Raw genomic sequence first — 26179 nt, 5'->3', positions numbered from 1 at the left:
TGATCGTGGATCTTCGGGAGCTGAGACGGGCCAGGTTCGCGGTGTCGGTCACCTTCGCCCTGCACGGAGCGGTGACCGGCGGCTTCGCCTCCCGCATCCCCTGGATCCAGGACCACGTCGGGGCCGGGCCCGGCCAGCTCGGGCTCGCCCTGCTCGCGCCCGCGGTCGGCTCCATCCTCGCGATGCCGACCGCGGGGCGCCTCACGCACCGGTTCGGCGGGCGGGCCGTCACCCGGGTCTCGATCGGCCTGTGGTGCCTGATCCTCGTCCTGCCCCCGCTGGCGCCGAACCTCCCCCTGCTGTGCGCGGCGCTCATGCTGTACGGCGCGGTGGCCGGCATCGGCGACGTCGCGATGAACGCCCAGGGGGTGGTGGTCGAGCAGCGGCTCGGCCGTTCGATCATGTCCGGACTGCACGGCATGTGGAGCGTGGGGACGCTCGCGGGCGGCGCGGTGGGCACGCTGGCCGCGAGCGCGGGCGTCGACGCCCGGCTCCACCTGGGCGGGACGGCGGTCGTGCTCTTCCTCGTGGCCCTGGCCGTGGGTCCGCTGCTGCTCGACGTGCGAGCGGGTGAGGACGAGCCTGCCCCGCCCCATTTCGTGCTCCCGCCGCGCGGAGTGCTGCTCATCGGGCTGGTGGGCTTCTGCTCGGTGTTCGGCGAGGCCGCCGCCCAGGACTGGTGCGCGGTCTACCTCCGGCAGGTCGCGGGCGCGTCCCAGGCCGTGGGCGCCGCGGCGTACACCGCCTTCGCCTGCATGATGGCCGCGGGCCGGTTGTGCGGCGACGCGGTGGTGCGGCGGCTGGGACCGGTCGCGACCGTGCGCGGCGGCGCGGCGCTGGCGGCGGTCGGCGGACTGCTCATCGTGGTCTCCCGGACCCCGGTGCCGGCCACCGCCGGGTTCATGCTGATCGGGGTGGGGATCGCGGTGGTCATCCCGCTGGTGTTCGCGGCGGCGGGCAACGCCGGGCCCTCACCGAGCGAGGGCGTCGCGGGCGTGGCAACGGTGAGCTACGCGTCGGGGTTCGTGGCGCCGAGCGCCATCGGCGGGATCGCCACGCTGGCCGGGCTGCCCGCCTCGTTCGCGCTGGTCACCGTGCTGCTGCTGGCGGTCCTGCTGGGCGCGGGCAGGCTCGCGCCCTCGGCCGCCGCGGCGCGTCAGGAGACGCGGCCGACCCCGCACAGGAAGTAGTTCTTGACCGTCAGCAGGCGCGGGTCGAACGCCTCGTGCTCGGACCGCCACTGGTGCAGGTTGACCACACCGGGCTCGACCAGGTCGAGCCCCTCGAAGAACGGCGCGATCTCGTCCGACTGCCGGGCCACGAACTGCGCGGACGCGCCCTGGTAGACCTGCTCGACGGCGGGCGCCCGCTCCGGGCGCTCGTCCACCGCGACGTGCGAGACGGCCAGGTAGCTGCCGGGCGCGAGCCCCTCGCGGACCTCCTTGATCAGGCGGCGGGGCTCCTCGGAGTCGGGCAGGAAGTGGACGATCGCGAGCAGCAGCACGGCGACCGGCCGGTCGAGGTCCAGGTGGCCGCGCACCTCGGGATGGGACAGGATCTCCCCCGGCCGCCGCAGGTCGCCCTCCACGACCCGCACCTGCGGGCTGTCCTGGAGCAGCGCCCGGGCGTGCGCGAGCACCTGCGGGTCGTTGTCGACGTACACCGTCTTCGCCCCGGGCGCGTGCTCGGCCGCCACCTGGTGGACGTTGCGCTGCGTGGGCAGGCCCGCGCCGATGTCGAGGAACTGCCGGATGCCCCGGCCGGCGAGAAACCGCACGGCGCGGACGAGGAACTCCCGGTTCTCCCTGATCCCCAGGGGAATCTCCGGCACGTACCGCAGCACCTGCTCGGCCGCCGCCCGGTCGGCGGGAAAGTTGTCCTTGCCCCCGAGGAAGTAGTCGTACATCCGCGCCGCGTTGGGCACGTTCGGGTCGAAGCCGGGCCCCATCGCCGCCGGATCCATGACGCCTCCCCGTGGTCATCCCCGTGGTCATCGTCGACGCGGACGATCTTAGCTGGTGGCACGCGAAGCACCGCATCAATAGAGGAACGCGACATTTCCCGAAGATCGACTGTGCACAATGTCATGATCGTTCCATGACACCCCTGCGTCGTGTGCTGGGCGCGTACCTCGCCGACGGCGTCACCCGTGCCAACATGTGGGCCCTCCTGGCGCTGGCGACGGCCGGCACGGCGGTGATCTCCTTCCTGCCGTCGGCCCAGCCGCACATCCTCACCACGATCCTGGGGCTGCCCGAGTCACGGCAGGGCACGGTCGTCGGCCTGCTCAACACGGCGGCCGAACTCGCCATGGTCGTGAGCCTCGCGTGGTATGGCGCGCTGGCCGACCGGTTCGGACGTCGCGTGATCGTGGTCTCCGGCCTGCTGCTGTGCGCCGCCGGAACCGCGTTGTTCCCGTTCGCGGCCAACACGGCGGTGCTGGCGGCGCTGCGGGTCGTGTTCGGCCTGGGCGTCGCGGCGATCAACGCGATGCTGTCGACGATCGCGATCGACTACGTGCGCAGCAGGTCGCGCGGGGCGTCGTACGGGCTCATCGGCTTCTTCGGCGGCCTCGGCGCGCTGGTCGCCGTGCTGGTCCTGGTGCGGCTGCCGCAGACGCTGGAGGCGGGCGGGATGGAGCCGGTCCAGGCGGCACGCACGGCGTTCCTGCTGATCGCCGCGGGCATCCTGGTCACGGCGGGCCTGCTGTGGCTGACGCTGTCGCCGACGCGGCCGGTCGCCGCCGAGCACGTGCCGCTGGTCCGGCTGGTGCGCGAGGGCGTGGCCCTCGTCCGCGACCCGGGAGTGGCCCTCTCCTACGCGGCGTCGTTCGTGGCACGGGCCGACCTCGCCATCGTGGTCGCCTTCATGTCTTTGTGGATCAAGAACTACGGGACCGAGCACGGCGGACTGTCGGGTGCGGAGGCGCTGGCCAAAGCGGGCGCCGTGGTGGGCATCTCGCAGATGGTCGCGCTGCTGTGCGCGCCGGTGTTCGGCTGGCTGGGCGACCGGATGCGGCGCCAGGACCTGGTCGTCCTGGCGCAGGTCGTCGCCGCCCTCGCCTACCTGTCGACGCTGCTCGTCTCCGATCCCCTCGGCCCGGGGATGATGCTGGTCGCCGTGCTGATCGGCGTGGGCGAGATCGCCGCCATCACCACGGCGGGCCCGCTGCTCGCGCAGCAGGCGCCCGCGGCCGTGCGGGGCTCGGCGTTCGGCGTCCACACGCTCTGCGGCGCGGCCGGGGTGATGATCATCTCGGCGATAGGCGGGGCGTTGTTCGACGCGTGGCGCCCCGCCGGGCCGTTCGTGGTGGCCGGCGTCTTCAGCCTGGCGGTCGCATGCTTCGGCCTGGCCGTACGACGGCGGGTGACGGCCAGGGCCGAGGCCGACGTCGCCGGGGAGGCCGTCCCGGCGGCCTGACAGCGGCCGGGTCCGTCGCGGAGGTCGTGGAGCGGGCTCTGCGGGACAGGTGACGGCCCAGGGACTGGGCCGGGCGCTCGACGGCCCGGTAGGTCAGCGCGGAGCAGACGAGCACCACCGCGAGCAGCAGGACGGCCATGGCCAGGCGTTCGGTGAGGGCGAAACGGCCGGGGTCCATCGTCAGCCGCCGGAGCACCTGCACGGCGAGGGGATGCAGCAGGTAGACGGAGTAGCTGATCAGGCCGAGCCACACGAGGGCGCGGGGCATCGGGCGGTGCCGCAGAAGACGGGCGGCCAGGAAGGTGGCCCATGCCGCGGCGACGGCCGTGGACCACCCCCGGGTGAACGCCAGCGCCTGGTCGTCGGGCATGCCCCAGCCGGGGCCGAAGGCCCACGCGGCGCCGATGGACGCGACCGGCACGCACGCCAGTGCCCACCCGCTCTTCTTCCAGCGCAGCTGGCCCTGGTCGAGCCGGTAGAGCACGGTGCCGGCGAACATCGTCGCGAGGATGGCGAGGCTCTGCCACGCTCCGATCCGGCTGTTCATGCCGAGCAGCACAAGAGCCAGCATGGCCGCGGCCGTGGTGCCCCACACGCGGAGCCGCCCGCCGCGGGCCAGCGACGCGGCCGCCGCGAGCAACACGACCGCCGTGATCACCACGACCTGGGTAGTGCCGGCGCCACGCGACAGCGCACCCGCCGGAAGCAGCCCGCCCACGGTGAGAGCCGCCACGGCGAAGGCGAGCATGCCGGTGGCGCTGGCACGGTGCACACCCCCCACGAACATCGCCGTCACGAGGAGGTAGAAGACCATTTCGTACGACAGCGTCCAGAACACGTTGACGACGCTGACCACCTGAAGGAGGTCCTGCAGCATCGTCAGGTGCGCCAGGGTCGAGATGCCCGGATTGTCGGCCAACTGGCCCGGCAACGTGGCGTACACGCCCTCGGCGCCGAACACCGTCCCGGCCACCGCGGCGACGAGCCACAGGGGATACAGGCGGAAGACCCGGTTGATCCAGAACCCGCCGACACTGCCGCGCCGTTCCAGCGAGACCGGCACCACGTAGCCGCTGACGAGGAAGAACACGAGCACGCCGTACTGGCCGAAGTTGAACCACGGACTGGCGCCCGACCGCACCTCCGGGAACAGCGCGTCCAGGGAGTGCTCGAACACCACGACGAGCGCGGCCATGCCGCGCAACGCGTCCAGCCATCCCTGCCGCGACGCCGGGGGCGGCGACGACTGCGGCCGCGCCGGTAATGCCTCCTCCCTGACACCGCTCCGGCTCGTTTCCACAGCATCAACGAACATCCGGTCAGGTTATTCGGTCAGTCTGGGAGAATCATGAGCGCCCCCGGGACGCGGCCGCGTCCCGGGGGCGCTCACGGACGTATCACTAGGTCAGGTCCGCACAGCTGCGCGCGTCGGCGTCCTTGGCCGCTCCCGGCACCCACCGGACGTTCGCGAACGACGCGGAGAACGCGCCGTCCGTGTACACGAGGAACGGCGTGTTGACGTTCTCGAAGTCCAGGTTCGGCGCGAAGCAGGACACCGGGATCTTGACGGTCGCCTTCGTGCCCACGGGCAGCTTCTGGAACAGCGACGTCGCCACGACCTCGGCGAAGCACGGGTAGACGCAGTGCGCGCTGATCACCGTACGGGCCGCCGGGGGCTGGTGGACGATCGTGTCGAAGACCAGCGCAGCGTCGGCGTTCAGGTAGCCGCGCAGGTCGCTGCCGCCCGCCGGGTCCTGCATGTAGATCTGCGCCGCCCCGGCGCCGGTCCAGGTCGCCTTCAGCCCGTCACCCTGCACGTTGACGTCCGACGGGACGACGGCGATCTCCGAGTGCGCCGCCTCGCCGTCCACGCCGATCTCCGTGCCGCCCCAGTTCTCGGCCGAGCCGATGAAGCTCTTGTACGGCGCCACGTCCTGGCGGTTGTAGATCTCCAGGTCCTCGGTGGCCGTGCCGCCGCCGCCCGTGCCTGAGCAGCCGAACTCGGGCGAGGTCTCGTCGAGCGTGCCGACCGATCCGGTCTGCCCGTAGCGCAGGCCGTAGCCGAGGGGGAAGAGCGGGTCGTAGCCCTCCTCGCCCGGATTGAGAGGTGTCTGGCAGGCGCTCCTCGGCCACGAGTACGACAGCGTGCCCGTATAGCCGGGGCCGCTGTTCCGGCTCCTGACCAGCAGGTCGGCCACGCCGCCGCCCTCGGTGCCGGGAAGCCAGGCGACCACGAACGCGTCCGACCGGTTGAGCTCCTTGTTCACGTACAGGGCGCGGCCGGTGACGTAGACGGTGACGACCGGCGTGCCCTTGCCGGCGACCTTGTCGAGCACCGCGAGGTCGCCCGGGTAGAGCTTTGCGGCCTCCAGCGAGCGCCGCCCGAGGTCGCCCACGCCCTCGGCGTACGGCGTCTCGCCGATGACCGCGACGACCGCGTCGTACGCGCTGGGGTCCACGCCGTCGGCCGTCTCGCTGAAGGTCACGTTGCCCGCGCCGAGGACCTCGCGCAGGCCGCCCAGGATCGTCGTGCCCTTCGGGAAGTCGGCGTTGGTGTTGCCGGTGCCCTGCCAGGTGAGGGTCCAGCCGCCGGTCTGGTTCTGCATGCTGTCGGCGCTCTTGCCGACCACCAGCACCTTGGATCGGGGGGAGAGCGGGAGGACCTTCCTGTTGTTCTTCAGCAGGACCTGCGACTCCCGCACCGCCTTCCTGGCCAGCGCCCGCGCCTGCAGGGCCTTCGCCGAGCCCGCGCCGGGGCGCGCGGAGGGCTTGCGCGCCTCGAACAGGCCCGCCCGCAGCTTCACCCGCAGGATGCGCGTCACGGCGTCGTCGATGCGGGACATCGGGATCTCCCTCGCCTCGACCTGGGCCATCGTGGTGGAGATGAACGCCTTCCAGTCGTTGGGCACCATCACCACATCGATGCCGGCGTTGATGGCGCGGGCGCAGTTCGAGTTGGTGCACCCGGCGACCTGGCCGATGCCGTTCCAGTCGGAGACGACGACGCCGTCGAAGTCCATCTTCTGCTTGAGCACCTCGGTGAGCAGCTTCCCGCTGCCGTGCACCTTGCCCTCGGTGATGCCGAGGTCCTCGTTGGTCCAGCTGTTGAAGGACGCCATGACGGTCTGCGCTCCGGCGGCGAGCGCGCCGTAGTAGCCCTGGCCGTGGATATTGATCATCTCGGCCTCGGAGGAGGGGTTGACCCCCTGGTCCTGCCCCTTGAGCGTGCCACCGTCGCCGATGAAGTGCTTGGCCGTGGCGATCACGCCCCGGTCGCCCAGCCTGTGGGAGCCGCCGCCCTGCAGGCCGCGTACGACCTCGTAGCCGTACGCGCGGGTGATTCGCGGGTCCTCCGAGAAGCCCTCGTACGTGCGGCCCCAGCGGTCGTCCCTGACGACGGCGAGAGTGGGCGCGAAGGCCCAGTCCTGGCCGGTCGCGCGGATCTGCGCGGCGGTGGCGGCGCCGATGTCCCGCAGCAGGCAGGGGTCGTGCGCGGCGCCGAGGCCGATGTTGTGCGGGAAGAGCGTCGCGCCGAACACGTTGTTGTTCCCGTGCACGGCGTCGATGCCCCAGATGACCGGAATCTTGGTCCGCGTGTTCACCGACGCCTGCCAGTACGCGTCGGCGAGGGCCAGCCAGTCCTGCGGGGAAGCGTGCTTGTCGCGGCCCGGCCATGACCCGCCGCCGTTGAGCACCGAGCCGATGCCGTAGCGGCCGACCTCCTCGGGAGTGATGGCCGAGATCTCCGGCTGGGTCATCTGGCCGACCTTCTCTGCCAGGGTCATCCCAGCGACGATCTTCGCGATGCGCTTCTCGTCGGCAGGGTTCCGCCCGACGTCGCTTCTGACCGTGGGCCAGTCGGGCAGCGCGGGCAGGCGCTTCTCGATACGCGCGCAGCCGTGGTCCATGTCCGGTCTGCCGACCACCGGCCGGCCGGTGGGTTTGCCTTCGTGTCCCGGCGTTTCGGGGGAGGCCGCCGCGACGGCGCCCGGCAGCAGGGCGAGGCCGGTGAGGGCCGCGAGGACGCGCCTGCGGCCCGGCGGGCGGGGGGTGATGAGTCTGCGCATGAACGTCCGTTCTCCAGGAGCCGCTTGGGCCGGATCGGGTGTTACGGGCGTGTTGCGCAGATCGTCACCCCGGATGACCCTCCGGTCAAGAGAGCGCTCTCCCACCTCCCCGGGGGCCGGGCCGGGTCAGAGCGGGATGTTGTTGTGCGCTCCCCTCGTGGCCGGCTCCGCGGCGAGGGCCTCGGCGAGCCGCCGCCGGGTCGTCCGCGGGTCGATCACCTCGTCCACGACCCGGAGATCGAGCGCCCGGCGGACGCCGCCGGACAGTTCCTCGTGGTCCCGCACCAGCTCGGCGCGCAGCCGCTCCCTGTCCTCCTCGGAGGCGGCAGCGGCGAGGCGCCTGCGGTGCAGGATCCCCACCGCCGCCTCGGCCCCCATGACCGCGACCTCCGCGCCGGGCCAGGCGAAGACGGCGGTCGCTCCGAGCGAGCGGGAGTTCATGGCGATGTACGCGCCGCCGTAGGACTTGCGGACGACCACCGTCACCCGGGGCACGGTCGCCTCCGCGAAGGCGTGCAGTAGCTTCGCCCCCCGGCGGACCACGCCGCCCCACTCCTGGCCGACCCCCGGGAGGTAGCCGGGGACGTCCGCCAGCACGACCAGTGGAACGCCGTGGGCATCGCACATCCGGACGAACCGGGCGGCCTTCTCCGCCGACAGGGCGTCGAGGCAGCCGCCCTTGCGGAGCGGGTTGTTCGCCACGACGCCGACCGTGTGCCCGGCGAGGCGGCCGAGCCCGACGACGATGTTCGGCGCCCAGCGGGCCTGGATCTCCGCGAACGCCGCGCCGTCCTCGCCGTCGTCGAGCAGCGCGCGGATCACCGGGCGGATGTCGTACGCGCGGCGGGCCGACTCGGGCAGCAGGGCGGCCGGGTCGCGGTCGTCGGCCAGGCCGTCCAGGGCGTACCCGCCGGTGTCGGCCAGCAGGCCGGTGAGCGTGCGGGTGCGCCGGTAGGCGTCGTCCTCGTCCCCGGCGACCACGTGCACCACACCGGAGCGGCGGCCGTGCGCGTCGGCGCCGCCGAGCCCCTCCATGTCGATCTCCTCGCCCGTCACGCTGCGGACCACGTCGGGGCCGGTCACGAACACCCGGCCCAGGTCGGACATGACGATCAGGTCGGTGAGGGCCGGCCCGTACGCCGCCGCGCCCGCCGCCGGGCCCACGATGACGGAGATCTGCGGCACCCGTCCTGAGGCGCGGATGTTCGCCTCGAAGACCAGGCCGGCGCCGTGCATCGACTCCACGCCGTCGGCGAGACGGGCCCCGCCGCAGTGCCACACCCCGATCACCGGCACCCGGCGCCGCAGCGCCTCGTCCACGGCGGCGACGATGTGCCGGGCCCCGGCCAGCCCCAACGCCCCGCCCATGACCGTCGCGTCGGTGCAGAAGGCGACCACCGGGGAGCCGTGGACGCGCCCGGTGACCGCGAGCACGCCGCTCGCGTCCTCCGCGTGCAGCGGCGTCATCGAGTCCGCGTCGAGCAGGCGGCCGAGCCGGGCGACGGGCTTGCGGACGTCGCGGCTCTCCTGCGCCGCCACCGCCTCGGCAACGGTCATGGATCTACCCCCATTGGTCTGCGTGCGCTCGCGTTTCTCCGGAAACGGTAGGCGGGCCGCACCCACCGGGTCCAATTATGATTTCCAATGGAAATATACAAAGAAATCATTATGAATAGCCCGATACCCCGTGATCGGCATCACAGTTGACTATTTCATGAAATTCGTGCAAATGTCGATTGGGTCGGCCTGGTCGGAGCCTCGTGCTCCGGGACGAGAAGCGCGGGCACGGCGAAACCGCGCCGCCTCTGCTCAAACGCGTTTTTCCGAAAAGGCCGCCGGGCGGGCCGGGCTGTTTCCTTTTTCCGTTTCGGCCGTGGAATGGGGCAGCCCGGGCCGCACCGCCTTCCGCCGGGAGGGAAGCGGCGAATACGGCCGGGCCGCCCGCGCGTTCGCGGGGCGAGAAGCAAAGAAAACGCACGACAAGCACGACGAGAAGCACGGGCACGACGCGAGGGGACGGATGTTCACCATGGACGAGGCGGTCGGCTACGGCGAGGACGCGGTCGCGGTGGTCGGGCTCGCCTGCCGGCTGCCGGGAGCGCCGCACCCGCGGGACCTGTGGGAACTGCTGCGCGCCGGGCGCGACGCGGTCGGCCCGCCTCCGGAGAGCCGCCTGGCGGACGAGCCCCGGCTCGCCGGCCTTCGGGGCGGTTTCCTGGACCGGGTCGACGAGTTCGACGCGGGGTTCTTCGGCGTCTCACCGAAGGAGGCGGCGGCGATGGACCCCCAGCAGCGGCTGACGCTGGAGCTCGCCTGGGAGGCGCTGGAGGACGCCGGCATCCGGCCCGCCTGCCTCGCGGGCACGACCGCGAGCGTGGTCATCGGGGCGATGGCCGCCGACTACGCCACGCTCGTCTACCAGCGGGGAGAGGCAGCCATTACCCGCCACACGCTTGCCGGGCTCACCCGCGGCATCCTGGCCAACCGCGTCTCGTACGCGCTGGACCTGCGCGGGCCGAGCCTCACTGTCGACACCGCGCAGTCGTCCGCGCTGGTGGCGGTGCATCTGGCCTGCGAGAGCCTGCGCTCGGGCGAGGCGTCCGTCGCGCTCGCGGGCGGGGTGAACCTCAACCTGGTCCCGGAGAGCACGGCGACCGCCGAGCGGTTCGGCGGCCTGTCCCCCGACGGGCGGTGCTTCACGTTCGACGCCCGGGCCAACGGCTACGCCCGTGGGGAGGGCGGCGGGATTGTCGTGCTGAAGCCGCTGCGGCAGGCGCTGTCCGACAAGGACCACGTCTACGCGGTCATCCTGGGCAGCGCGGTCAACAACGACGGCGCCACCGCCGGTCTCACCGTCCCCGACGCGGCAGCCCAGGAGCGGGTCGTACGGCTGGCCGTGGAAAGGGCCGGCGTCGACCCCGCGGCCGTGCAGGTCGTCGAGCTGCACGGCACCGGCACCAGGGTCGGCGACCCGATCGAGGCGGCGGCCCTCGGCGCCGCGCTCGGCGCGGCCCGGCCCGCGACGCGGCCACTCCTGGTCGGGTCGGCGAAGACGAACGTCGGCCACCTGGAGGGAGCGGCCGGCATCGTCGGGCTGCTCAAGGCCGTGCTCAGCATCCACCACCGGGAGGTTCCGGCCAGCCTGAACTACGAGACGCCGAACCCCGGCATCGACCTCGACGCCCTCAACCTGCGGGTCGCCACCGAACTCTCCCACTGGCCACGCCCGGACGCGCCGCTGGTCGCCGGGGTCAGCTCGTTCGGCGTGGGCGGAGCGAACTGCCACGTCGTCCTCGCCGAGCCGCCGCCGCAACCCGCGGCCCACGAGCGAGGGGCGCCGCGCCGTACGGCTCGGGAGGAGGTCGCTATCGGTGCGGGGCCGGCCCGGGACGGCGATGACGCCGGCTCCGGCGGGAGCGGCCCGGGGGTCGTCCCTCTCGTTCTGTCGGCTCGCGACCCGGCCGCGCTGCGCGAGCAGGCCGCCCGGCTGAGCGGCTCGGCCGCCCTCGACGAGAACCCGTCCGACGTCGCGCTGTCGCTGGCCACCGGCCGCACCGCGTTCGAACACCGGGCGGTCGTGGTGGGCACGGAGCACCAGGACCTGCGGAAACGGCTGCGCGCGTTCGGCGCGGGCGACCTGGCGTCCGGGGCGGTGCAGGGCAGGGCGCGCGACCTCGGTGGCACCGTGCTCGTCTTTCCGGGCCAGGGCAGCCAGTGGGCGGGCATGGGCCGGGATCTGGCCGACGCCTCTCCCGTCTTCGCCCGGCACCTGGCCGAGGCCGCCGAGGCCCTGCGTCCCCACGTGGACTGGTCGCCCCGGGACGTGCTGTGGAATCTGCCGGGCGCGGAGTCGTTCGAGCGGGTGGACGTCGTGCAGCCCGCGTTGTTCGCCGTCATGGTGGCGCTGGCCCGGCTGTGGGAGCACTTCGGCGTCCGTCCCGACGCGGTCATCGGCCACTCCCAGGGTGAGATCGCCGCCGCGCACGTCGCGGGCGCCCTGTCGCTGGAGGACGCCGCCGCGATCGTGGTCCTCCGCAGCCAGGCGCTCGCCGCGATATCGGGTCGTGGCGGGATGGCCTCGGTCCCGCTGCCGCGTCCCGTGGTCGAGGCGCGGGTGGCCGAATGGGCGGGGCGGCTGGAGATCGGCGCCGTCAACGGCCCCTCGGTCACCGTCGTCTCCGGAGACGCGGACGCGCTGGACGAGCTGATCGCCCGGTACGAGGCCGAGGGCGTCGCGGTGCGGCGGGTGCGGATCGACTACGCCTCGCACTCGGCGCACGCGGAAGCCGTACGGGACCGCCTGCTGGCCTGCCTGCCGGGGCACCGGGCCCGGCCGAGCGGCGTGGCCTTCTACTCCGGGCTGACCGGCGGGCGGCTCGACACCGCGGAGCTGGACGCGGACTACTGGTATCGCAACCTGCGCCACACCGTGCGGTTCGACGAGGCGGTCGAGGCCGCGCTGCGTGACGGCCACACCGTGTTCGTGGAGGCCAGCCCGCACCCGATCCTGGTTCCGGGGGTCCGGGAGATCTTGGACGCCACCGCCGCCGTGCCGGACCTCGCAGGTGTAATCACCGGCACGCTGCGCCGCGACAGGGGGGACCTGGGCGAGTTCCTCCGGGCGCTCGGCACGCTCCACGTCAACGGCGCGCACGTCGACTGGAGCCGTGCCGTACGGCCCGGCGCGCGGCGCGTCCCGCTGCCCACCTATCCCTTCCAGCGCCGCCGGCACTGGATCGACACCGTCGCCGCCCCAGCGGAGCCGAGCGAGCGACAGAACGAGCCTGCGCCGGCACAGCGCAGGCAAGAGACACAGCGCAGGCAAGAGACACAGAGCGAGCGTGAGACACCCCGCGAGCCGAAGGTCGCGAGGAGCGAGCAGGCGTCGCTCGATCTCGTCCTGTCCGCCACGGCGGCCGTCCTGGGGCACGCGGACGCACGGAGCGTCGCACCGGACCTTTCCTTCAAGGACCTGGGGCTCGACTCACTGGGCGTGGTGGAGTTACGGGACGCCCTGGCCACGGCCACCGCCCTGACGGTTTCCGCGACCGTCACCTTCGAGCACCCCTCGCCCCTCGCGCTGGCCCGCCACCTGCTCGCCCTGTCCGAGGGCGGCGCGACCGCTCCCTCGACGCCTCCCACACCGGCGTCCGGGGAGCGGACGGCCGATGAGCCGATCGCGGTGGTCGCCATGGCCGGGCGGTACCCCGGAGCCGACAGCCCGGAGAGACTCTGGGAACTCGTCCTCGACGGCGCCGACGCCGTCACCGCCTTCCCCGCCAACCGGGGCTGGGACGTGGAGGCGCTGCACGACCCCGCCGCGACGCGGCCGGGCTCGTCCGTGACCGGTGAGGGCGGCTTCCTGCACGACGCCGACCGCTTCGACGCGGAGTTCTTCGGCATCAGTCCCCGCGAGGCGGTGGCCATGGACCCCCAGCAGCGTCTCCTGCTGGAGGTGGCGTGGGAGGCCTTCGAACGGGCCGGCGTCGTGCCTCGGTCGCTTGCCGGGACCCGCACCGGCGTGTTCGTCGGCACGATGCCCCAGGACTACGGCCCCCGGTTGCACGAGACGGCCGAGGGATCCGAGGGCTACGCTCTCACGGGCACGGCGGCCAGCGTCGCCTCCGGGCGAATCGCCTACACCTTCGGGCTCGAAGGGCCTGCCCTGACGGTGGACACGGCCTGCTCGTCGTCGCTGGTCGCGCTGCATCTCGCCGTACGGTCGCTGCGGTCGGGCGAGTCCGACCTGGCCCTGGCGGGCGGGGTGACGGTGATGTCGTCACCCGGCATGTTCACCGAGTTCTCCCGGCAGGGCGGGCTCGCGCCGGACGGGCGGTGCAAGGCGTTCTCCGCCGCCGCGGACGGCACCGGCTGGGCCGAGGGCGTGGGCCTGCTGCTGGTCGAACGCCTGTCCGACGCACGCAGGAACGGCCACCGGGTGCTGGCCGTCATCCGCGGCACCGCCGTCAACCAAGACGGCGCCTCCAACGGCCTCACCGCGCCCAACGGGTTGTCGCAGCAGCGGGTGATCCGTCAGGCCCTGGAGGACGCCGGACTCAGTCCTTCGGATGTGGACGCGCTCGAGGCGCACGGCACGGGCACGAGGCTCGGCGACCCCGTCGAGGCGCAGGCGCTGCTGGCGACCTACGGCCAGGACCGGCCCGCCGACCGGCCGCTGTGGCTCGGCTCGCTGAAATCGAACATCGGTCACGCACAGGCCGCGGCGGGCGTCGCCGGCCTCATGAAGATGGTGCTGGCCATGCGGCACGGCGTGTTGCCGAAGACGCTGCACGCCGACGAGGCGTCGCCGTACGTCGACTGGTCGGCGGGCCTGTCGCTGCTGACCGAGCCCGTGCCCTGGCCGGAGAGCGGCCGCCCGAGACGTGCGGGCGTGTCGTCGTTCGGGATCAGCGGCACCAACGCCCACGTCATCATCGAACAGGCACCCGACCAGGACGACACCCCGCAGGCATCTCAGGCCATCTCGCGGGGCGGTCCGTCGAAAGCGTCCGCTGCCCAGGACAGCGGAAACTCCGCCACCGCCGTGTCAGACGGTCGTCGGGAGGTGCCGGGCACACGGGCCTCGGCTCCAGTGGTGCCATGGGTGATCTCGGCCCGCTCCCGGGAGGCGCTGCACGCCCAAGCCTCCCGGCTGGCCGACCACCTGGACCGGCACCCCGAACTCGACCCCATCGACGTCGGCTACTCCCTGACCACCACCCGCACCCACTTCGATCACCGCGCCGTCGTCACCGGCACCAACCGACAGGAGTTACTGGACCGCACCCGCGCACTCGCCGACGGCACACCCGGCAGCGGGATCGTGACCGGGGTCACCCGCCCGGGTGGAGTCGCGTTCCTCTTCACCGGACAAGGCAGCCAGCGCGCCGGCATGGGACGCGACCTGTACACGGCCTACCCCGCCTTCGCCACCGCCTTCGACCAAGCCATCGACCTGCTGGACCAGCACCTGACCGGGCACACGCCGGTCCCGCTGCGCGAGGTACTGCTCGGCGAAGCCGACCCGGCCCTACTCGATCAAACGCTCTACACCCAGCCCGCCCTGTTCGCCCTGCAAACCGCCCTCACCCACCTGCTGGCCAGCTGGGGCATCACCCCCACCGCCGTGGCCGGCCACTCCATCGGCGCCATCGCCGCCGCCTGCACCGCCGGCATCCTCACCCTCGAAGACGCCGCCGCCCTCGTCGCCACCCGCGCCCGCCTCATGCACACCCTCCCCCCCGGCGGCGCCATGACCGCCATCAACGCAGCAGAAGCCGCGGTCACACCCGAGCTGGCCCGCTACCAGGGCAGGGTCACCCTCGCCGCCGTCAACACCCCCACCTCCACCGTCATCTCCGGCGACCACCACGCCGTCAGCCAACTCACCGAACACTTCCGCCAACAGGGCTACAAGGCCCGGCCCCTGACCGTCAGCCACGCCTTCCACTCGGCCCACATGGACCCCATCCTGGAAGAGTTCGAACGGGCGATCAGTGGCCTGACCTACGCATCCCCCGCCATCGACTACGTCTCCGACCTGACCGGGCAACCCGTGAGCTCGGGGATCGACGCCGCCTACTGGGCCCGCCACCTGCGCAACCCCGTCCGCTTCGCCGACGCCGCCACCACCCTGCACGAGAAGGGCATCACCACCTTCATCGAGATCGGCCCCGACGGCATCCTCAGCGGGCTGATCCGCGAGACCCTGGACGGGCAGGAGGACCTGGTCGCCGTCCCCGTGCTGCGCCGCGGCCGGCCCGAACCCCACACCGCCGTCACCGCCGCCGCCCACGCCCACACCCACGGCACCCCCGTCGACTGGACCGCCCTCCACGACCAGGCCACCACCGTGGACCTGCCCACCTACGCCTTCCAGCGGCGCAGGCACTGGGTCAGCCCACCGAAGTCCGGCCAGGCCGGGCCGTACGACGACGGAAAGGCGCGTTTCTGGGACATCGTCAGCCGCGGCGACCTCGACGCTCTGGTCGGCACCCTGGGTGCGGAAGCCGAGCGCGTACGGCGGTCGCTCGGGGAGGCCCTGCCGGTCCTGGCCTCGTGGCATGCCGCCCGGGATGCGCGGACCACGCTCGACTCGTGGCGCTACCGCGTCGCCTGGCGGCCGGTGGAGGAGCCCGCGTTCCGGTCCGGGGGCCGCTGGCTGCTGGTCCGTACGACATGGGAGACGGCCGCTGCCTGGGCGAAGGCTCTGCAACGCGTGCTGGAGGAGCGCGGCGCCGAGGTGACGGAGGCCGTCGTCGGCGGGACGGCGGACCGGGATGCCCTGGTGGTGTCGCTCGCCCCCGTACAGACCGGCGAACGGTTCACCGGTGTCGTGTCCCTGCTCGGCCTGGACGGCACCCCGTACGAGGGCCAGGACGTCGCGCTGCTGCAGGCGCTGGACGCGGCGGGGATCGACGGCCCGCTCTGGCTCACGACGAGCGGCGCGGTCGCGGCGGCGCCGTCCGACCGGGTTCCGAATCCGGCCGGGGGGCTCGCGTGGGGCCTGGGCGGGGTGACCGCCGCCGAGAGGCCCGAGCGGTGGGCCGGGATCGTGGACCTTCCGCCACTGCACGAGTCGCCGCACGGGTCGCCGCCTGATGGGCGGAGCGTCGCGTACGCCGTATCCGCGCTGGCCGGACGGCACGGCGAGTCGGAACTCGCGGTGCGCGCCTCGGGACTTCTCGCGCGCAGGCTGGTGCCCGCGCCGAGCCGGGAGGCGGCGCCCGCGGAGTGGGCGCCGGCGGGGACCGTGCTCATCACGGGCGGCACGGGCGCGCTCGGTGCTCATGTGGCCCGGCGGCTGGCCCGGCGCGGAGTCCCGCACCTGCTGCTGGTCAGCCGACGGGGGCTCGACGCTCCCGGGGCGGAGGATCTGCGCGCCGAGCTCACCGGGTTGGGCGCCCGGGTGACAATCACCGCGTGCGACGTCTCCGACCGGGAGGCCCTCGCCGCCGTGCTCGCCGCCGTGCCGCCGGAGCACCCGCTGACCGCCGTGGTCCACACCGCCGCCATACTGGACGATGGCCTGCTCGGCTCGCTCACACCGGAGCGGCTGGCCGCGGTGCACCGGGTGAAAGCGGGCGGCGCGATCGCCCTGCACGAGCTGACCCTGGAGCTTCCGCTGACGGCGTTCGTGCTGTTCTCGTCGGTCACCGGGCTGATCGGCAACCCGGGCCAGGGCAACTACGCGCCGGGCAACGCCTTCCTGGACGCCCTCGCCGAGCACCGCCGGTCGCTCGGCCTGCCCGCCACCTCCGTCGCCTGGGGGCACTGGGACGGCGAGGGCATCGCCGGCGAGGAGGCCCGGGAGGTACTGCGGCGAAGCGGCTTCCCGTCCATGGCCCCCGATCTCGCAGTGTCGGCGTTGGAAGAGGCGGTGGCCGGCGGAGAGACCCGGCTGGTCGTCGCCCGCGCGGACTGGGCGACGGTCCTCGCCGTACGCCCTCACCCGCTGCTCGCCGAACTGCCCGAGGCCCGCGCGGCGGCGCCCGGCGCTGCGCAGACCTCCGGCGGCGAGCCGGACCTCCCCGCGCGGCTGGCGGGGCTGCCGGAGCCGGAGCGACGGCAGACACTGCGCGCGCTGGTCCGCGCCGAGGTCGCCGACGTGCTCGGGTACGGCTCGGCGGCCGAAGTGGACGACGACCGGGGCTTCCGCGACCAGGGGTTCACCTCGCTGTCGGCCGTCGAACTACGCAACCGCCTCACCCGGCTGACCGGGACGCCGCTGCCGAGCACGCTCGTGTTCGACTATCCAACGCCCTCGGGGCTCGTGGACCACCTGCTCCACATGCTGCTGCCCGATCCCGAGCCGCCCGTCGCCGCCGTGCTCGCAAAGCTCGGTGAGCTGGAGGCGCTGCTCGGCGAGACGGTCTCCCCGTCCGACCGGGAGGCCGCGGTGAACCGGCTGCGGCGCCTGACGGAGATTCTCGGCGACGACTCGCCCGACGAGCGTCCCACGGCGACCGCCGACCTGTCCTCGGCCTCCGACGACGAGCTCATCGAGTTCATCAGCAACGAGCTCGGCATCTCCTGACCTGTTCCCTCTGCCCCACTCCGTGCCCATGGAAGGCGAGCCTGTGAGCGACGACCAGATCCGGCGTCTCCTCCGACGCGTGACGGAGGAACTGCACAAGACGCGCGAAGAACTGCGAGACGTCCGGGACGAGCAACGGGAGCCGATCGCGATCGTGGGGATGGGCTGCCGTCTGCCCGGCGGGGTGAGCTCCCCCGAGGACCTGTGGGACCTGGTCGCCGAGGGCCGCGACGCCGTCACCGAGTTCCCCGCCGACCGCGGCTGGGACCTGGACGCCCTGTACGACCCCGACCCCGACCACCCCGGCACCTCCTACACCCGCCGCGGCGGCTTCCTCGACGATGTCGCCGGATTCGACGCCGACTTCTTCGGCATCTCCCGCCGCGAAGCCCTCGCCAGCGACCCCCAGCAACGCCTCCTGCTCGAAGTCGCCTGGGAAACCTTCGAACGCGCCGGCATCGACCCCGCCACCCTCAAAGGCAGCCGTACGGGGGTCTTCACCGGGACCAACGGTCAGGACTACGCGAAGTCATCGGGCCCCGCGCCGGAGGAGGTCGAGGGTTACCTGATCACGGGCACCGCGGCCAGCGTGCTGTCGGGTCGGATCGCCTACACCTTCGGGTTCGAGGGCCCGGCGGTGACCGTGGACACCGCCTGCTCGTCGTCGCTGGTCGCGCTGCACCTGGCCGTACGGTCGCTACGGTCGGGTGAGTCGGACCTGGCCATCGCCGGTGGAGTCACGCTCATGACGTCGCCGAGCACGTTCGTCGAGTTCTCGCGGCAGCGGGGGCTCGCGCCGGACGGGCGGTGCAAGGCCTTCTCGTCGTCGGCGGACGGCACCGGCTGGGCCGAAGGTGTGGGCCTGCTGCTGGTCGAACGCCTGTCCGACGCACGCAGGAACGGCCACCGGGTGCTGGCCGTCATCCGCGGCACCGCCGTCAACCAAGACGGCGCCTCCAACGGCCTGACCGCACCCAACGGCCCCTCACAACAACGCGTCATCACCCACGCCCTCGACAACGCCGGACTCACCCCTGCAGACGTGGACGCCGTCGAAGCCCACGGCACCGGCACCACCCTCGGCGACCCCATCGAAGCCCAAGCCCTCCTGGCCACCTACGGACAAAACCGCCCCACCGACCACCCGCTATGGCTCGGCTCGCTGAAGTCCAACATCGGCCACGCCCAAGCCGCCGCCGGCGTCGCCGGCGTCATCAAAACCGTCCAAGCCATCCGCAACAACGTGCTCCCGCAAACCCTCCACATCGACCAGCCCACCCCCCACGTCGACTGGACCACCGGCACCATCCAACTCCTCACCCACCAACGCCCCTGGCCCGACCACGGCCACCCCCGCCGCGCCGCCGTCTCCGCCTTCGGCGTCAGCGGCACCAACGCCCACGTCATCATCGAACAAGCACCAGAGTCCACTGAGCACGAATCGCACAAGCGCCGGCCGCTGCCGGTGGTGCCGTGGGTGATCTCGGCCCGCTCCCGGGAGGCGCTGCACGCCCAAGCCTCCCGGCTGGCCGACCACCTGGACCGGCACCCCGAACTCGACCCCATCGACGTCGGCTACTCCCTGACCACCACCCGCACCCACTTCGATCACCGCGCCGTCGTCACCGGCACCAACCGACAGGAGTTACTGGACCGCACCCGCGCACTCGCCGACGGCACACCCGGCAGCGGGATCGTGACCGGGGTCACCCGCCCCGGTGGAGTCGCGTTCCTCTTCACCGGACAAGGCAGCCAGCGCGCCGGCATGGGACGCGACCTGTACACGGCCTACCCCGCCTTCGCCACCGCCTTCGACCAAGCCATCGACCTGCTGGACCAGCACCTGACCGGGCACACGCCGGTCCCGCTGCGCGAGGTACTGCTCGGCGAAGCCGACCCGGCCCTACTCGATCAAACGCTCTACACCCAGCCCGCCCTGTTCGCCCTGCAAACCGCCCTCACCCACCTGCTGGCCAGCTGGGGCATCACCCCCACCGCCGTGGCCGGCCACTCCATCGGCGCCATCGCCGCCGCCTGCACCGCCGGCATCCTCACCCTCGAAGACGCCGCCGCCCTCGTCGCCACCCGCGCCCGCCTCATGCACACCCTCCCCCCCGGCGGCGCCATGACCGCCATCAACGCAGCAGAAGCCGCGGTCACACCCGAACTGGCCCGCTACCAGGGCAGGGTCACCCTCGCCGCCGTCAACACCCCCACCTCCACCGTCATCTCCGGCGACCACCACGCCGTCAACCAACTCACCGAACACTTCCGCCAACAGGGCTACAAGGCCCGGCCCCTGACCGTCAGCCACGCCTTCCACTCGGCCCACATGGACCCCATCCTGGAAGAGTTCGAACACGCCGTCGCCGGGCTGTCCCTCACCCCGCCCACCGGGCCGACCATCCCCTTCGTCTCCGACATCACCGGCCATACCGCCACCCCCACCGACCTCACCGACCCCTCCTACTGGGCCCGCCACCTGCGCAACCCCGTCCGCTTCGCCGACGTCGTACGGCGACTGCACGAGGGCCGGGAGCCGGGCGAGGAAGTGCGGACGTTCCTGGAGATCGGGCCCGACGGCATCCTCAGCGGGCTGATCCGCGAGACCCTGGACGGGCAGGAGGACCTGGTCGCCGTCCCCGTGCTGCGCCGCGGCCGGCCCGAACCCCACACCGCCGTCACCGCCGCCGCCCACGCCCACACCCACGCCACCCCCGTCGACTGGACCGCCCTCCACGACCAGGCCACCACCGTGGATCTGCCCACCTACGCCTTCCAGCACGAACACCTCTGGCTCAGCCCACCGGCCACACAGACCGACCCCGCAGGCCTGGGCCTGACCACCACGCCACACCCCCTGCTCGGCGCCGCCCTCACCCTCGCCCACGGCCACACCACCGTCTACACCGGCACTCTGTCCCTGGCCACCCACCCCTGGCTCGCCGACCACACCGTCTTCGACACCCCCGTCCTCCCCGGCACCGCCTACCTCGACCTCGCCCTCCACGCCGCCGACCACACCGGCCACACCACCATCGACGAACTCCTCCTCCACGCCCCACTCGTCCTGCCGGAGAACGGCGGCGTGCAGGTGCAGATCATCGTCACCGGCTCCGACCGGCCCACCGTGGAGATCTACTCCCGGCCGGACGGCGACACCGGAGACTGGACCCGGCACGCCACCGCCGTACTGGTCAAGCACGACACCGGATCCGGATTCGACCTCACGGCCTGGCCTCCTGCGAATGCAACACGGCTGGCTCTCGACGCCGCGTACGACCGCCTGCACGAGGCGGGGCTGCGCTACGGCCCTGCGTTCCGGGGACTACGCGCCGCCTGGCGGCGCGGCGACGAACTGTTCGCCGAGGTCGCCCTCCCCGAGGACGAACGGGCCGGCGCTGTGGACTTCGGCGTGCACCCCGCGCTGCTCGACGCGGCACTGCACGGAGCCGCGCTGCACTGGCTGGATGGCACGCCGAACGGCCACAGCAACCTGCCGTTCGCCTGGAGCGGCGTGCGGCTGCACGCCATCGCCGCCACCGAGCTACGGGTACGCGTCCGGCTGGGCGACGCCGGATCGCTGTCGCTCCAGGCCGCCGACCCCACCGGTGCGCCGGTCGTCTCGATCGACCAGCTGCGGGTGCGTCCCGTGGCGGCCGACCAGCTGAACGCCGGAGCGGCGAAACATGACGGGCTCTACCGGGTGGAGTGGTCACCGCTCGATCTCGTGCCGGCGGCGCGCGAGGCGTGGGCGGTGCTCGGCGACCGCACGCTCCACGACCAACTGCGCCGGACCGTCACCGCCACGTACTACCAGGACCTGACCGCCCTCACCGACGCCATCAGCGCCGCCGAACCCGTTCCGGACGTGGTCGTGCTGCCCGTCACCGCGCCGACCGGGAAGGATCCGGTGCAGGCCGCGCACGCGGTGCTCGAACACACCCTGCACACCCTGCAGACCTACCTGGCCGACGACCACCTCGCCGACACCCGCCTGCTGGTGCTCACCCATCAGGCCGTCGCGGTCACCGGCGACGAGCCCATCGACCTGCCCACCGCCCCCGTCTGGGGCCTGATCCGCTCCGCCCAGACCGAACACCCCGGCCGCATCCACCTCACCGACCACGACAACCACCCCCACTCCCTCACCGCCCTACCCCAAGCCGCCACCACCGCCCACCACCACGACGAACCCCACACCGCACTGCGCACCGGCACCCCGCACACCCCACGCCTGACCACACACACTCACGACAACGGCGCCCCCCACACCTGGAACCCCGACGGCACCGTCCTGATCACCGGCGGCCTCACCGGCATCGGCGCCCTCCTCGCCCACCACCTCGCCACCACACACCACATCCGCCACCTCCACCTCGTCGGACGACGCGGCCACCACACCCCCGGCGCCGACACCCTCATCCACGACCTCACGACCGCCGGAGCCCACGTCACCATCACCGCCGCCGACATCACCGACCCCCACGCCGTCGAAAATCTCATCGGCTCGATACCCGACGACCACCCCCTCACCGCCGTCATCCACGCCGCCGGCATCACCCACGACACCCCCCTCACCACACTCACCCCCAACCACCTCCACCCCGTCCTCGCCCCCAAAATCGACGGCGCCCACCACCTCCACCACCACACCCGCCACCACAACCTCGCCGCCTTCATCCTGTTCTCCTCCATCAGCGGCCTACTCGGCGGCGCCGCCCAAGCCAACTACGCCGCCGCCAACACCTTCCACGACGCCCTCGCCCACCACCGCCACACCACCGGCCTGCCCGCCACCAGCCTCGCCTGGGGACTATGGGCCCACACCAGCACCCTCACCACGAACCTCAGCCAGATCGACCGGAAGCGCCTGGCCAGGCTCGGCCTGCATCCGCTCGCCACCGCGCACGCCCTGGCCCTGTTCGACGCGGTCGTCTTCGGCCCGTCCGGCCGGCCGCCCGTGCTCGTGCCGGCGCGGCTGAACACGGCGACCGAGACGCCCCCGCCTCTGCTGCGCCGCCTGATCTCCCGCCGCCGACCCGCCGTCCGAGCCGCCCAGGCAGCCGGTCAGGACGACGCACTGGCCGCCCGGCTCGCCGGGCTCACTCCCGAGCAGCGCGGTGCGGCCCTGCTCGACCTGGTCCGCACCGAAGCCGCCACCGTCCTCAACCACCCCAACCCCACCGCGATCCCCACCGACCGCCCCCTCATCGAACTCGGCCTCGACTCCCTCACCGCCGTCGAACTCCGCAACCGCCTCACCACCACAACCACCCTCCGCCTCCCCGCCACCCTCACCTTCGACCACCCCACCCCCCACGCCATCGCCGACCTGCTGGACGGCCTGCTCGGAGGCGCCCGTACGGAGACGGCACCCGTACGGGCGGAAACGGCGGCGGCCGGACCCCTGGCGGACGACCCCGTCGTCATCGTCGGCATGGCCTGCCGGCTTCCCGGCGGCATCGAGTCGCCCGAGGCGCTCTGGCGACTCGTGGAGAGCGGCGGCGACGCGGTGTCGGAGTTCCCCGCCGACCGCGGCTGGGACCTCGAAGGGCTCTACGACCCCGATCCCGACCATCCCGGCACCTCCTACACGCGGCACGGCGGGTTCCTGCGGGACGTCGCCGACTTCGACGCCGCCTTCTTCGGCATCTCACCCCGTGAGGCGCTCGCGATGGACCCGCAGCAGCGGCTGCTGCTCGAAGTGGCCTGGGAGGCGTTCGAACGCGCCGGGATCGACCCGCAGCGGCTCAAGGGCAGCCGCACCGGGGTCTTCGCCGGGGTGATGTACCACGACTACGCGCCCCGGCTGCAGGAGATCCCCGGCGACCTGGAGGGATACCTCATCAACGGCAGCGCGGGCAGCATCGCCTCGGGACGCGTCGCGTACACCTTCGGCTTCGAGGGCCCCGCGGTGACGGTGGACACGGCCTGTTCGTCGTCGCTCGTCGCCCTGCACCTGGCCGCCCAGTCGCTGCGTACGGGCGAGTCGGACCTCGCGCTCGCGGGCGGCGTCGCGGTGATGTCGTCTCCCGCCACGTTCGTCGAGTACTCGCGGCAGCGGGCCCTGTCGGCGGACGGGCGGTGCAAGGCGTTCTCCTCCTCCGCGGACGGCACCGGCTGGGGGGAGGGCGTAAGCCTGCTGCTCCTCGAACGGCTGTCGGACGCGCGCAGGAACGGCCACCCGGTGCTCGCGGTCGTCCGCGGCTCGGCCGTCAACCAGGACGGGGCGTCCAACGGTCTCACCGCTCCGAGCGGGCCATCCCAGCAGCGGGTCATCCGGCAGGCGCTCGCCAACGCCGGGCTGGCCGCGTCCGAGGTGGACGCGGTCGAGGCGCACGGCACGGGCACGACGCTCGGCGACCCCATCGAGGCGCAGGCGCTGCTGGCGACCTACGGCCAGGACCGGCCCGCCGACCGGCCGCTGTGGCTCGGCTCGCTGAAATCGAACATCGCGCACACCCAGGCCGCCGCGGGCGGCGCCGGAGTGATCAAGATGATCACAGCGATGCGCGGCGGCGTGCTGCCGAAAACGCTGCACGTCGAGGAGCCGAGCCCGCACGTGGACTGGTCGAGCGGCGCCGTACGCCTGCTCGACGAGGCACGGCCCTGGCCGGAGACCGGCCGTCCGCGGCGGGCGGGAGTGTCGTCGTTCGGGGTCAGCGGCACGAACGCGCACGTGATCCTGGAGCAGCCCCCGGCCGCCGAGGAACTGGGCAGGACGTCGTCCGCACCGCCGCCCGCCGTGCCGTGGGTGCTGTCCGGGCACCTGCCCGAGGCGCTGCGGGGCCAGGCCGTCGGCCTCGCGACATACCTGGAGGGCCGCGCGAACCTCGACCCCGTCGACGTGGCGCACTCTCTCGTCTCGGCCAGGGCTCTGTTTGCCGAGCGCGCCGTGGTGATCGCGCCGGGCCGCGCCGATCTGTCCGCCGGGCTGTCCTCCGGGCTGGCCGCGCTCACCCGCGACGGTGCGCTGCCCGACCACGTCGTACGCGGCACGGCCGACGTGACCGGCAAGGTCGTGTTCGTCTTCCCCGGGCAGGGTGGGCAGTGGCCCGAGATGGCCGCCGGGCTGCTGGAGTCGGCGCCGGTGTTCGCGGAGCGGCTCGCCGAGTGCGGGCGGGCGCTGGCCGAGTTCGTGGACTGGTCGCTGCTCGACGTGGTGCGCGGCGTCCCCGGCGCGCCGGGGCTCGACCGGGTCGACGTGGTCCAACCGGTGCTGTGGGCCGTCATGGTCTCGCTCGCCGAGCTGTGGCAGTCGTACGGCGTGCGTCCCGACGCCGTCGCCGGCCACTCCCAGGGGGAGATCGCCGCGGCGGTGGTGGCGGGGGGGCTGTCGCTCCGCGACGCCGCCCGCGTGGTGGCCCTGCGCAGTCAGGCCATCCGTACCCTGTCGGGTGACGGCGGGATGGCGTCGGTGGCCCTGCCCCTGGAGGAGGCCGAGACCCGGATCGCGGCCTGGGACGGCCGGCTGTCGGTCGGGGTCGTCAACGGGCCGGGCAGCGTGGTCGTGTCCGGCGAGGTGGGCGCCCTGGCCGAGCTGCTGGCCGCACTCGACACCGAAGGGGTGCGCAACCGGCGGATCCCGGTCGACTACGCATCGCACTCGGCACAGGTGGAGCTGATCAAGGACGAGCTCGTCAAGGCGCTGTCCCCCATCGCTCCCCGGAACCTGACCGTGCCGATGCTGTCGACCGTCACCGGCGGCTGGGTCGGCCCGGAGGAGCTCGACGCGGAGTACTGGTACGCCAACCTGCGCCGGCCGGTGCGGTTCGAGACCGCCACCCGGGCTCTGGCGGCCAGCGGTCACAGCACGTTCATCGAGGTCAGCCCGCACCCGGTGCTCACGTCGAGCATCGAGGACACCCTCGACGCCGCGGACGTCGCACCGGCGCTGGTCACCGGTACGCTCAGGCGCGAGCAGGGCGGGCCGGAACGGTTCCTCGTCTCCCTCGCCGAGGCGTTCGTGCGCGGTGTGCCGGTCGACTGGAGCGTCGCCCTCGCCGGGTCGGAACCGCGCCGCGCCGACCTGCCCACCTACGCCTTCCAGCGCACCCGCTACTGGCTCGACGCCTCCCGTACGTCCGGGGTGGGCGGCTCTGTGGAGGACGCCGCCCCCGGTGCGCCCGCACCGACGCCCGCGCGGCGGTTCGCCGGACTCGACCCGGCACAGCGCCGCGAGGCCGTGCTCGACCTGGTCCGTACGGAGGTCGCCGCTGTGCTGCGGCACTCCGACGGCGAGGCGGTCGCGCCGGCCAGGGCGTTCAAGGAGCTGGGTCTCGACTCGCTGACCGCCGTGGACCTGCGCAACCGGCTCCGGGCGGCGACCGGGCTGCCCCTGCCGACCACATTGATCTTCGACTACCCGTCGCCCACCGCCGTGACCGAGCACATCCTTTCGGCTCTGAGTGACGCGGACGCGAACGACGCGGACGGCGACGGCGAACCCACGGCCGATCCGCTGACCGCGCTGCGGCGGCTGGAGGCGAGCCTGCTCGCCGAGCCGGACGGGCGCGGCGAGGTCGTCTCCCGGCTCCGCGTGCTGCTCGCGCGCTTCGACACTCCCGTCGGCGCGGACGACGACCCGGACGCCGAGCTCGATCTCGACGCCGCCACCGACGACGAACTCTTCGACCTCCTGGACAGGGGCTGA

Annotated in this window: 8 protein-coding genes; 4 read left to right on the top strand and 4 right to left on the bottom strand. The window is 73.0% G+C overall.

What is annotated here, in order from left to right:
- The first annotated feature begins 5 nt into the window (after window positions 1-5).
- A complete protein-coding gene (locus ACQEVJ_RS18650; protein WP_433102607.1) occupies window positions 6-1190 on the top strand; it encodes an MFS transporter in 1185 nt (394 codons plus the stop codon).
- On the opposite strand, the gene ACQEVJ_RS18645 is transcribed toward ACQEVJ_RS18650, so the two are convergent.
- Window positions 1157-1963 carry an SAM-dependent methyltransferase gene (locus ACQEVJ_RS18645; RefSeq protein WP_433102605.1) on the bottom strand — a complete coding sequence of 269 codons (807 nt, stop codon included), beginning with the start codon at window positions 1961-1963 and terminating at the stop codon, window positions 1157-1159. The two genes, ACQEVJ_RS18650 and ACQEVJ_RS18645, sit on opposite strands and share 34 nt — an antisense overlap.
- Window positions 1964-2097: 134 nt before the next feature.
- Between ACQEVJ_RS18645 and ACQEVJ_RS18640 the strand changes: the two genes are divergently transcribed.
- Complete coding sequence (locus ACQEVJ_RS18640) at window positions 2098-3420, top strand: MFS transporter (RefSeq protein WP_433102603.1); 1323 nt, start codon at window positions 2098-2100, stop codon at window positions 3418-3420.
- Here the strand turns inward: ACQEVJ_RS18640 and ACQEVJ_RS18635 are convergent.
- The 3 genes from ACQEVJ_RS18635 to ACQEVJ_RS18625 form a co-directional block, all read right to left on the bottom strand.
- Window positions 3323-4735, bottom strand: a complete 1413-nt coding sequence (locus ACQEVJ_RS18635) for an acyltransferase family protein (protein WP_433102601.1) — start codon at window positions 4733-4735, stop codon at window positions 3323-3325. The genes ACQEVJ_RS18640 and ACQEVJ_RS18635 overlap by 98 nt on opposite strands.
- A gap of 85 nt (window positions 4736-4820) precedes the next feature.
- Window positions 4821-7487, bottom strand: coding sequence for a glycoside hydrolase family 3 N-terminal domain-containing protein (locus ACQEVJ_RS18630; protein ID WP_433102599.1), 2667 nt, complete (start codon window positions 7485-7487; stop codon window positions 4821-4823).
- A gap of 126 nt (window positions 7488-7613) precedes the next feature.
- Complete coding sequence (locus ACQEVJ_RS18625; RefSeq protein ID WP_433102597.1) at window positions 7614-9044, bottom strand: acyl-CoA carboxylase subunit beta; 1431 nt, start codon at window positions 9042-9044, stop codon at window positions 7614-7616.
- A 472-nt stretch (window positions 9045-9516) separates the two neighbouring features.
- On the opposite strand from ACQEVJ_RS18625, the gene ACQEVJ_RS18620 reads away from it, so the two are divergent.
- A complete protein-coding gene (locus ACQEVJ_RS18620) occupies window positions 9517-17523 on the top strand; it encodes a type I polyketide synthase (RefSeq protein WP_433112830.1) in 8007 nt (2668 codons plus the stop codon).
- 79 nt (window positions 17524-17602) lie between these two features.
- Window positions 17603-26179, top strand: a complete 8577-nt coding sequence (locus ACQEVJ_RS18615) for a type I polyketide synthase (protein WP_433102595.1) — start codon at window positions 17603-17605, stop codon at window positions 26177-26179.

Origin of the sequence: Microbispora sp. CA-102843 (assembly GCF_050936215.1) — a bacterium.
GTDB lineage: Bacteria > Actinomycetota > Actinomycetes > Streptosporangiales > Streptosporangiaceae > Microbispora.
Note: the sequence above shows the minus strand (reverse complement) of the source record. Positions and strands in the feature narration are given on the sequence as shown.